The organism is Streptomyces sp. NPDC059897 (assembly GCF_042730865.1).
Lineage (GTDB): Bacteria > Actinomycetota > Actinomycetes > Streptomycetales > Streptomycetaceae > Streptomyces.
In genome coordinates, this window is record NZ_JBHWKQ010000028.1 from 40879 (window position 1) to 51364 (window position 10486).

Annotated in this window: 9 protein-coding genes; 7 read left to right on the plus strand and 2 right to left on the minus strand. The window is 70.1% G+C overall.

The genetic code is table 11. From position 1 onward, the window contains the following. Positions 1-14: 14 nt before the first annotated feature. Together ACFV9W_RS27020 and ACFV9W_RS27025 are read left to right on the plus strand one after the other, a co-directional pair. Positions 15-1328, plus strand: a complete 1314-nt coding sequence (locus ACFV9W_RS27020) for a hypothetical protein (RefSeq protein WP_385765500.1) — start codon at positions 15-17, stop codon at positions 1326-1328. A 157-nt stretch (positions 1329-1485) separates the two neighbouring features. After that, positions 1486-1713 (plus strand): hypothetical protein, encoded by a 228-nt coding sequence (locus tag ACFV9W_RS27025; protein WP_385765378.1) that lies wholly within the window; start codon positions 1486-1488, stop codon positions 1711-1713. A 69-nt stretch (positions 1714-1782) separates the two neighbouring features. Here the strand turns inward: ACFV9W_RS27025 and ACFV9W_RS27030 are convergent, their stop codons facing one another. Continuing rightward, entirely contained in the window at positions 1783-3276 is a 1494-nt protein-coding gene (locus ACFV9W_RS27030) for a peptide MFS transporter (RefSeq protein ID WP_385765380.1), read from the minus strand. A 510-nt stretch (positions 3277-3786) separates the two neighbouring features. Between ACFV9W_RS27030 and ACFV9W_RS27035 the strand changes: the two genes are divergently transcribed. After that, positions 3787-4464 carry a response regulator transcription factor gene (locus ACFV9W_RS27035; RefSeq protein WP_266710971.1) on the plus strand — a complete coding sequence of 226 codons (678 nt, stop codon included), beginning with the start codon at positions 3787-3789 and terminating at the stop codon, positions 4462-4464. A gap of 204 nt (positions 4465-4668) precedes the next feature. After that, positions 4669-5943 carry an ATP-binding protein gene (locus ACFV9W_RS27040; protein WP_385765382.1) on the plus strand — a complete coding sequence of 425 codons (1275 nt, stop codon included), beginning with the start codon at positions 4669-4671 and terminating at the stop codon, positions 5941-5943. 26 nt (positions 5944-5969) lie between these two features. Here ACFV9W_RS27040 and ACFV9W_RS27045 read toward each other — a convergent pair whose 3' ends face one another. Continuing rightward, positions 5970-6500, minus strand: a complete 531-nt coding sequence (locus ACFV9W_RS27045) for a GtrA family protein (RefSeq protein WP_385765384.1) — start codon at positions 6498-6500, stop codon at positions 5970-5972. Positions 6501-6617: 117 nt separating this feature from the next. Between ACFV9W_RS27045 and ACFV9W_RS27050 the strand changes: the two genes are divergently transcribed. The 3 genes from ACFV9W_RS27050 to ACFV9W_RS27060 are packed head-to-tail and all read left to right on the plus strand — an operon-like array spanning position 6618 to position 9549. Then, complete coding sequence (locus tag ACFV9W_RS27050; protein ID WP_385765386.1) at positions 6618-7820, plus strand: 5-(carboxyamino)imidazole ribonucleotide synthase; 1203 nt, start codon at positions 6618-6620, stop codon at positions 7818-7820. Then, a complete protein-coding gene (purE, locus tag ACFV9W_RS27055) occupies positions 7817-8356 on the plus strand; it encodes a 5-(carboxyamino)imidazole ribonucleotide mutase (protein ID WP_385765388.1) in 540 nt (179 codons plus the stop codon). Before ACFV9W_RS27050 ends, purE begins: the two co-directional genes overlap by 4 nt. Before the next feature lie 5 nt (positions 8357-8361). Then, positions 8362-9549, plus strand: a complete 1188-nt coding sequence (locus ACFV9W_RS27060) for a dipeptidase (protein WP_385765390.1) — start codon at positions 8362-8364, stop codon at positions 9547-9549. Positions 9550-10486: the final 937 nt, after the last annotated feature.

The following is a 10486-nucleotide window of genomic DNA, read 5'->3' on the forward strand; positions in this document are numbered from 1 at the left end:
CCGGTGTCGCCCTGATGCTCGGCGGGGCGGGCCTGCTGTTCGTGGCGACTCCCGCGCAGGCCGCCGACATCTCGTACAAGACGGAGTGCATTCCGCCCTCGATCTCCGGGCTCGACCCGGTGCAGGGCACCACGATCACCCAGATCACCGCGCCCGCCACCGCGAAGGTCGGCGACACGGTGAATGTGACCTGGAAGTTCGTCCAGGGCGCGTCGAAGAACCCGGACGTCCTCGACCTCAGCGAGAACACCGTCCAGCCCACCGGCACGCTCAAGGCGGCCGGGGCGCAGACCGGTGACATCGACATGCAGGGGCCGCGCGAGAACCCGGCGATCCCCAAGAACAGCCCGATGAAGCTGTCCACGATGACGGGCAAGCTGAAGCTGGAGAAGCCGGGGGAGGTGAAGCTGACGCCGGACAAGTACAACATCAACGTCAGCAAGCCGATGTCGACGGACACCAAGTGCTCCCCGAAGGAGGCCGTGGACCCGGGCGCGGTCATCAAGGTCCTTGAAGGGGCCGGGGGTTCGGGCGGTTCTTCGAGTGGTTCTGGAGGCGCGATCGGCGGCCTGCCGGGCACGTCGTCTGGCGGCTCGTCGAGCTCGGGCGGCGGGACATCCTCGGGCGGTTCCAGCACCTCAGGTGGCTCTACGAGTGGTGGCGGCGACAGCGGCGGCCAGAGCGACTTCACCGGCAAGGAGGTCAGCGTCCCCTACTCCTGCAAGACGCCCATCGGCGACAAGAGCGCCACGTCCCCGGTGCAGATCAACGCGAAGAAGGACGGCGGGAACTTCGGCCTCACGGTGAAGTTCAAGAAGTCCGTGATGGACAGCCCCGCCGACATCCCGGCCGACTCGGTGAAACCGTCGATGGAGGTGAAGCTGGGCGGCTCCGACAAGGGCACCGTCCCCGTCGAGGGCCCGACCAACAAGAAGCCCTTCAAGTCCGGCGACCCGATCGAGATCCCTGACCTCACTGGTACGTACAAGCCGGGCGCCGACGGCAAGTCGACGCTCTCGCCCGGTGTCCTCACGGTGAAGGCCCTGGGCACGACCACCACCTGCACGCCGAACAAGGCCCCGGTCTCCCTGGAGCTCGACACGTCGAAGCAGGCGGGCGGCGCGGCGGGCGGCACGGGTTCCGAGGGCGGCTCGGCGGGCGGCGGCGGCGCCGGCTCGGCGGCCGCGGGCGGCGGCGGCCTCGCCGAAACCGGCTCCTCCAACGACGGCGCCCTCCGCGCCCTCGGCCTGGCGGCCGGCACGGTGATCCTCCTGGGCGGCGCGGTGTTCACGTTCCTGCCGCGCGCACGGAGGGTGGTCCGCAGGTAACCGGAGACCAGCAGGAACGGGGCTTGTTGGCAATTCGCGAACGTGAAAGCGTTGGCGGCTCACAAGAAACACCCCGGAGGGGACCTTGACCACGGTCCGCAACCCTCCGGGGCCTGCTGAAGGAAAAGGCACATGCAAGTGCAAGGCGTCGGCCAAGTTGGTGTGGGGGACCGCCCAGTCCACCTCCAGCTGCAAGAAGTCGAAGAGCGGCAAGAAGGTCACCAAGCACCGCGCCAAGATCAAGTGCGCGATGATGCGGGGGCAGGGCAATCAGCACGACATCTACTGGACCGGTTACGGCCCGTGGAAGAAGGCGGGCACCAAGTCCACCGTGAAGTGCCCGATCCGCTCGTCCCTCGCCGGTTACGGGCAGCAGGTCAAGTAGCCCCGACACAGCGAAGCGTCGCCGTGCCCTTTCGGGTGCGGCGGCGCTTGCTTTGCAGGTGCGGTGGGGCTAGTTGACGCTGCCCATGAGTTCCTTGACCTTCTTGCGGTACATCCAGAAGGCGAAGCCCGCGAGGATCGCGAGGCCGGCCTCGCCGGCGACCGCGCCTGTGGTGTTGAGGTTGACGCCGGCGGTCGAGAGCAGGCCGGTGACGGAGTCGCCCGCGGTGACCGCGAGGAACCAGACACCCATCATCTGCGAGCCGTACTTGGCCGGGGCCATCTTGGTCGTGACCGAGAGGCCGACCGGGGAGAGGCACAGCTCACCGATGGTCTGGATGAAGTAGATCGACACCAGCCACATCGGGGAGACCTTGCCGCCGTTGTTGGCGGTGTCGATCAGCGGGATGAGGAAGACGACGAAGGAGATGCCGATCAGCACGAGGCCCGAGCCGAACTTGACCGCGGTGCTCGGCTCCTTGCCGCGCTTGTTCAGCCACAGCCAGGCGGACGCGACCACGGGGGCGATCGCCATGATGAAGATCGGGTTCAGCGACTGGTACCAGGAGGTCGGGAAGTCGAAGCCCAGCAGGTGGTTCGTCGTCGAGTTCTCACCGAAGATCGACAGCGTCGAGCCGTTCTGGTCGTAGATCATCCAGAAGATGGCGGCGACGACGAAGAACCAGATGTAGCCGGAGAGCTTGGACTGCTCGTCGTTCGACAGCTCCTTGTCGCGCTTCATGCGGACCAGGACGGCGACCGGGATGATCAGACCGATCAGAGTCAGCGGCACGAGGACCCAGTTGAGGGTGTACGTACCGGTGGCGACGACGATCACGTAGAAGACGGCGGCGACGGCGGCCCAGATCAGGGACGTGCGCAGAGACTTGGCCTTCTCCTCGGCCGTCGCGGGCTTCACCACGACGTCGCTCTCGCTGCTGAGGTGGCGCGTACCGAGCAGGAACTGGGCCAGGCCCAGGGCCATGCCGACCGCGGCGAGACCGAAGCCGAGGTGCCAGCCGACGTTCTCACCGACGGTGCCGATGGTCAGCGGCGCGAGGAAGGCACCCAGGTTGATGCCGATGTAGAAGACGGTGAAGCCACTGTCGCGGCGCGGGTCCTCGGGGCCGTCGTAGAGGTGGCCGACCATCGTGGAGATGTTGGCCTTGAGGAGACCGGAACCGAGCGCCACGAGCGCGAGGCCCGCGAAGAACGTGCCCGAGCCGGGCAGCGCCAGCGTGATGTGGCCGAGGATCACGATGCCCGCGCCGTAGGCCACCGTCTTGCGGGGGCCCCAGAAGCGGTCCGCGAACCAGCCGCCCGGTTGGGCGAGCAGGTAGACCATGGACATGTAGACCGAGTAGATCGCCGTCGCCGTGGCCGGGTCCATGTGGAGGCCGCCGGGGGCAATCAGATACAGCGGGAGCAGGGCCTTCATGCCGTAGAAGCTGAAACGCTCCCACATCTCGGTCATGAAGAGAGTGGCCAGTCCGCGGGGGTGGCCGAAGAAGGTCTTCTGCGAGCCGGGGGTGCCGGCCGAGTCCTTCGTCAGGCTGGACGCCATGGTCGATCCTCGTGGGGTGTCGGGACGCGCCTCGCGGCAGCGAGTACGCGCCCGGTGGGGCGGCCGGCACCGGAGTCCTACCGTCCTCCCCACGCCCTGAGGGGATGTGTCCGCACGAGATTGTCGTGCGGGACGAGGTACGGCGGACCCGAGATCCACACCCGGCGCGCATCCTCACGTGCGGGGCCCGGCCACAGGTCATTCCTAAAAGGCTGACGGAAGTCAGCTCACACAAGAAAGGGACCTTGGGTGCGCAGTGCGCTCCAAAGGTCCCCCAGTAGTGCATCAGGCGTTGAATCACCTTACGAACGACTCAGTGGCATATGGAAGGACTTGAGAGATGGATCACAGGCCTTCACGGAACCGCCCGCACTGTTTCAAAGGTGTTCCCCACGATGACACCCCGACACCACAGGGCGCGAACCCGGAAGCAAAAATTCCGTTAACCGGGAGGCGCCGCAGTGGTCGATCACCCCACGGGCGTCGTCCGCCGCGGACTACCATCGCTTCATGACCCGTGTACTGCTCGCCGAGGACGACGCGTCCATCTCGGAGCCGCTGGCCCGTGCCCTGCGCCGGGAGGGTTACGAGGTGGAAGTGCGCGAGGACGGCCCCACCGCCCTCGACGCCGGACTGCAGGGGAGCATCGACCTCGTCGTGCTCGACCTCGGACTGCCGGGGATGGACGGCCTGGAGGTTGCCCGCCGGATGCGCGCCGAGGGGCACACGGTGCCGGTGCTGATCCTCACCGCCCGCGCGGACGAGGTGGACACGGTCGTCGGCCTCGACGCCGGCGCCGACGACTACGTGACCAAGCCCTTCCGCCTCGCCGAGCTGCTCGCCCGGGTCCGGGCCCTGCTCCGGCGCGGCGCCACCGAGCCCGTCCAGGCCCCGGCCACGCACGGCGTCCGGATCGACGTCGAGTCGCACCGCGCGTGGATGGGCGAGGAGGAACTCCAGCTCACGGCCAAGGAGTTCGACCTCCTGCGGGTCCTCGTCCGGGACGCGGGCCGCGTGGTCACCCGCGACCAGCTGATGCGCGAGGTCTGGGACACGACGTGGTGGTCGTCGACCAAGACCCTCGACATGCACATCTCCTGGCTCCGCAAGAAGCTCGGCGACGACGCGGCGAACCCGCGCTACATCGCGACGGTGCGGGGCGTGGGCTTCCGCTTCGAGAAGAGCTAGAGGTCACCCGCACGGGGCTCCGCCCCGGACCCCGCTGCTCAATCGCCGCAGGGGCTTGAAATACCGACATCTGCCGGGCTTGCCCCATCAAGCTTCGCCGGGCTTGCTCCATCAAGCCCCGCCGGCGATTGAGGCGCGGGGTCCGGGGCGGAGCCCCGTGGCCGTAACGCCGGTACGGGGCACCAATCCGGGACACTGAGACCTATGCGCCGCCGACTGATCAACTCCACCCTCGCCGTGGTCCTGGTAGTGATCGCCGTCTTCGGCGTCTCCCTGGTCATCGTGGAGACCCGAACCATCACCAACAGCGCCCAGGAACGCGTGGAGTCCGAGGCCGTCCGCCTCGCCTCCATCGTGGACAGCAGAATCCTCGGCGAGGAACGGATCACCGGCAGCATCCTCCAGGACCAGGTCGCCGGGGACCGCTACGCCGAGATCGACATGCCGGGCCGCCGCCCGCTCACCATCGGCACCCAGCCCGTCGGCGACGTCATCTCCTACACGGCCAAGGGCGAACAGGGCGAGGAGGTCACCGTCCAGGAGGCCAAGTCGGCCGTCACCACGGAGGTCGGCCGCACGCTCCTGATCATCGCGGGCGTCGCCCTGCTCGCCATTGTCGCCGCCGTGCTGCTCGCCGTACGCCAGGCGAACCGCCTCGCCTCGCCGCTCACCGACCTCGCCTCCACGGCCGAGCGCCTCGGATCGGGCGACCCGCGGCCCCGGCACAAGCGCTACGGCGTCCCCGAGCTGGACCGCGTCGCCGACGTCCTCGACGGTTCCGCGGAGCGCATCGCCCGCATGCTGACGGCCGAGCGGCGGCTGGCCGCCGACGCCTCGCACCAGCTGCGTACGCCCCTCACGGCGCTCTCCATGCGCCTGGAGGAGATCACCATGACCGAGGACCTCGACGAGGTGAAGGAGGAGGCGACGATCGCGCTCGCGCAGGTCGAGCGGCTCACCGACGTCGTCGAGCGGCTGCTCACCAACTCCCGCGACCCGCGCACCGGCTCCGCCGTCCCCTTCGACCTGGACGAAGTGCTCAAGCAGCAGATCGAGGAGTGGCGGCCCGCCTACCGCAGCGTCGGCCGCGCCATCGTCTCCTCCGGCAAGCGACACCTCATGGCCGTCGGCACCCCCGGTGCGGTGGCCCAGGTGCTCGCCGCGCTGATCGAGAACTCCCTGATGCACGGCGGCGGCACGGTCGCCCTGCGGACCCGGGTCACCGGCAACCAGGCCATCGTCGAGGTCACCGACGAGGGGCCCGGCGTCCCGGCGGAGCTGGGCTCACGGATCTTCGAGCGGACCATCAGCGGCCGCAATTCCACGGGCATCGGCCTCGCCGTCGCCCGCGACCTCGCGGAGGCCGACGGGGGCCGCCTCGAAATGCTCCAGGGCAGCCCGCCGGTCTTCGGCCTGTTCCTCTCCCGTACGCCGCTGAAGAAGACGGCCGACGGCGACGAGGAAGACATGATCAGGTGACGCGCCACCACCCGGTGGGACCGTCCTTAGCGGCTGCGGACCGGCGGAGGCGGCGCGGGCTGCGAGTCACCGAGGAACGATTCCGCGCTGGCGACGGCCTCCCGCGCGGGCAGCGTCCGGAACACCCACGTCCGGTACGACCAGAAACGGAACAGGGTCGCGAGGCCCATGCCGAGGAACTTGAAGACGTTGCTCTGCAGCGGGCTGTTCCAGCCGAACCCGTACGTCGCCGCGTACAGGACCCCGTTCTCGATGACCAGGCCCGCCGCGCTGAACAGCAGGAACAGCGTGAGTTCCTTGGTGCGGCCGCTCTTGTCGCGGTCGCGGTACGTGAAGTAGCGGAACCCCACGTAATTGAAGGCGATGGCGACGACCGTCGCGATCACGCTGGCCCGCACCACCTGGAGGTCGGTGCCGTGCCGCATGAGGTTGAAGACGGCGAAGTTCACGAAGACGCCCAGGGCGCCGACGACACCGAACTTCGCGACCTCACGGGCCATGCCCGCGAGCCGCTGTCGCAGTGCCCCGATCCGGCCGGTACGTCCCGTGTTCCCCATGTGGTCGCCTCAGCCCCCGTCGTCTTCTGATCCGGGCCGGTCGTCCGGTCCGTCCGGTCATGACCGACCCAGCCATGCTAACCGGGGGGCCTCCCGGACGTCGGTGGACGGCGAGCCTTGTCCTTTCCTACAGGAAGAGGCGGGTACGGGATCCGGTCAAATGGCCGATACCCTGGTCCGGTGACGTTCCCCGTAGTCGGCATGGTCGGCGGTGGACAGCTCGCTCGTATGACACACGAGGCAGGCATCCCGCTCGGCATCAGGTTCAAGCTCCTCAGTGACACTCCGCAGGACTCCGCGGCGCAGGTCGTCGGCGATGTCGTCGTCGGCGACTACCGCGACCTGGACACGCTGCGCGAGTTCGCGCGCGGCTGCGACGTGATCACCTTCGATCACGAGCACGTACCGACAGAGCACCTACGCGCCCTGGAAGCGGACGGCATCCCCGTCCGGCCGGGGCCCGACGCGCTGCTGTACGCCCAGGACAAGGGCGAGATGCGCGCGAAGCTCACGTCGCTCGACGTGCCGTGCCCGCGCCACCGGATCGTGAAGGACCCGGCCGACGTGGCCGCGTTCGCCGAGGAGGGCGAGGGCTTCCCCGTCATCCTCAAGACGGTGCGCGGCGGCTACGACGGCAAGGGCGTCTGGTTCGTCCGCTCCGAGGCCGACGCCGCGGACCCGTTCAAGGCGGGCGTCCCCGTCCTCGCCGAGGAGAAGGTCGACTTCGTACGGGAGCTCGCGGCCAACGTCGTGCGCTCCCCGCACGGCCAGGCCGTCGCCTACCCCGTCGTCGAGTCCCAGCAGGTCGACGGCGTCTGCGACACGGTGATCGCGCCCGCGCCCGAGCTGGACGAGTCGCTCGCAGGCGAGGCGCAGGAACTGGCGCTGCGCGTCGCGCAGGAACTCGGCGTGGTCGGCCACCTCGCGGTCGAGCTCTTCGAGACCCGCGACGGCCGCATCCTGGTCAACGAACTGGCGATGCGCCCGCACAACTCCGGCCACTGGACGCAGGACGGGGCGATCACGTCCCAGTTCGCGAACCACGTCCGCGCCGTCCTCGACCTGCCGCTCGGCGACCCGCGCCCGCGCGCGACCTGGACGGTCATGTGCAATGTCCTCGGCGGCGACTACCCGGACATGTACAGCGCGTATCTGCACTGCATGGCCCGCGATCCGCAGCTGAAGATCCACATGTACGGCAAGGACGTGAAGCCCGGCCGTAAGGTCGGCCACGTCAACACCTACGGCGACGACCTGGACGACGTGCTGGAGCGCGCCCGTCACGCAGCCGGCTACCTGAGAGGCACGATCACCGAATGAGCAGCGCCGCAGTGGGACCCGTCGTCGGGATCGTCATGGGCTCGGACTCCGACTGGCCCGTCATGGAGGCCGCGGCCAAGGCCCTCGACGAGTTCGAGATCCCCTACGAGGTCGACGTCGTCTCCGCGCACCGGATGCCGCACGAGATGATCGCGTACGGGGAGCAGGCCGCCGGGCGCGGCCTCAAGGCGATCATCGCGGGCGCGGGCGGCGCGGCCCACCTGCCCGGCATGCTGGCGTCCGTGACGCCGCTGCCGGTGATCGGCGTGCCGGTCCCGCTCAAGTACCTCGACGGCATGGACTCCTTGCTCTCCATCGTGCAGATGCCGGCCGGCGTCCCCGTCGCGACGGTGTCCGTCGGCGGCGCCCGGAACGCGGGGCTGCTCGCGGCCCGCATGCTCGCCGCGCACGACGAGGAACTCCTCGGCCGCATGAAGGACTTCCAGCAGGACCTGAACGACCAGGCGACCGAGAAGGGCAAGCGGCTGCGGGCCAAGGTCGAGGGCTCGGGCACGGGCTTCGGCTTCGGGAAGTGAGCGGCATGACGGACGCGTTGGAGCAGGCCCGGGCGGTCCTCGCCGAGTTCCCCGTCGTCGACGGGCACAACGACCTGCCGTGGGCGCTGCGCGAGCAGGTCACGTACGACATCGACGCGCGCGACATTGCCACCGACCAGAGCGCCCATCTCCACACGGACCTGGCGCGGTTGCGGGCCGGCGGCGTCGGCGCCCAGTTCTGGTCGGTGTACGTCCGTACGGACCTGTCCGGCGACGCGGCGGTGTCCGCCACGCTCGAACAGATCGACTGCGTCGACCAGTTGATCGCCCGGTACGCGGGTGAGCTGCGGGAGGCGCGCACCGCCGCGGACATGGAGGCCGCGCGCCGCGAAGGCCGGATCGCGTCGCTCAAGGGCGCCGAGGGCGGCCACTCCATCAACAACTCCCTCGCCACGCTGCGGGCGTTGTACGCGCTGGGCGTGCGCTACATGACGCTCACGCACAACGACAACATCGCCTGGGCGGACTCGGCGACGGACGAGCCCGGCGTCGGCGGGCTCTCCGCGTTCGGCCGCGAGGTCGTCCGCGAGATGAACCGCGAGGGCATGCTGGTCGACCTCTCGCACGTCGCGGCGACGACGATGCGCGCGGCGCTGGACGTGTCGGCCGCGCCGGTGATCTTCTCGCACTCCTCCGCCCGCGCGGTGTGCGACCACCCGCGCAACATCCCGGACGACGTACTGGAGCGGCTGCCGGGGAACGGTGGGGTCGCGATGGCCACGTTCGTCCCGAAGTTCGTCCTGCAGGCGGCGGTCGACTGGACGTCGGCGGCGGACGAGAATTTGAGGGCCCACGGCTTCCACCACCTGGACACGTCCCCGGAGGCGATGAAGCTGCACCGTGCCTTCGAGGAGGCGCGGCCGCGGCCGGTCGCCACGGTCTCGACGGTCGCGGACCACCTCGACCACATGCGCGAGGTCGCGGGCGTCGACCACATCGGGATCGGCGGCGACTACGACGGCACGGCGTTCACGCCGGACGGCCTGGACGACGTCTCGGGCTACCCGAACCTCATCGCCGAGCTGCTCGACCGCGGCTGGTCCCGCACCGACCTCGCCAAGCTGACCTGGCACAACGCGGTCCGCGCCCTCGCCGACGCGGAATCGGTCGCCACCGACCTCCGCGCCCGCCGGGGGCCCTCCAACGCGACGCTGTCCCAGCTGGACGGGTAGGGGGGCTCGGACCGGGCGGGGCGTGACGGTCGGGCGGCCGGGTGGTTGGGCGGCCGGGTGACCGGGTGACCGGGTGACCGGGCGGCTGGGTGGCCGGGCGGGTGCAGGGTGCCGGGGTTGCGGGGGCTCCCGGCTAGATCCCACCCACCCGGGCTGCGGGGGCTGTTGGCGGGTTCGGGAGTCGGCGGTTTCGGGGCTGGACGGGTTGCTTCGGGTGGCCGTGGGGTCGGGGCCCGACGGGTTGCTTCGAGTGGGCCGTGGGTTCGGGTGGTGCAAACGGAGGCTCACCGAGTGGCGCGCTTCCCCGCCCGGCCCCGGCTCCTCACGTAGGGCCTTCCCCCCCCCGCCTAGCGCCACCCTCTCCCGCCTGGCTCCCCTCCCTCGCTTGGCTTCCTCCGCCTAGATCCCACCCACCCGCCCCCTCCGGGGGCTTCGGCCCACCGGGGCCCGGCACGTCACCGGCGACGACCGGTACGGCTCGAGGCACCCCGCTGGCCACCGCTTCCCCTGTCGTAGCGGTCGACCGCTACCGCCTTGGGCAATCTGCCGCCTGGGGCGGCAGGGTGGGCAAGGCGGCCCCCGGTGCCGCGTATCGGGGGCGGTTGGCGTCGACTCCGTCTGCTGTTTCGGTCTCGGGGCCGCGTGGCCGGTACGTGTGGGGGAGATGTCGGTGCGGCCCCTGGGCCCCGGTGGGCCGACGCCCCCGGAGGGGGCGGGTGGTGGGAGATGGGCGAGGGATCGGCGTGGTTGGCGCGGCGTCCGGTGCCGCGTAGGGAGGCGCATGGGGCGAGCCCCGGCAGGCGGCCCCGGTGCCGCGTATCGGGGGCGGTTGGCGTCGACCCCGTCTGCTGTTTCGGTCTCGGGGCCGCGTGGCCGGTACGTGTGGGGGAGATGTCGGTGCGGCCCCTGGGCCCCGGTGGGCCGACGCCCCCGGAGC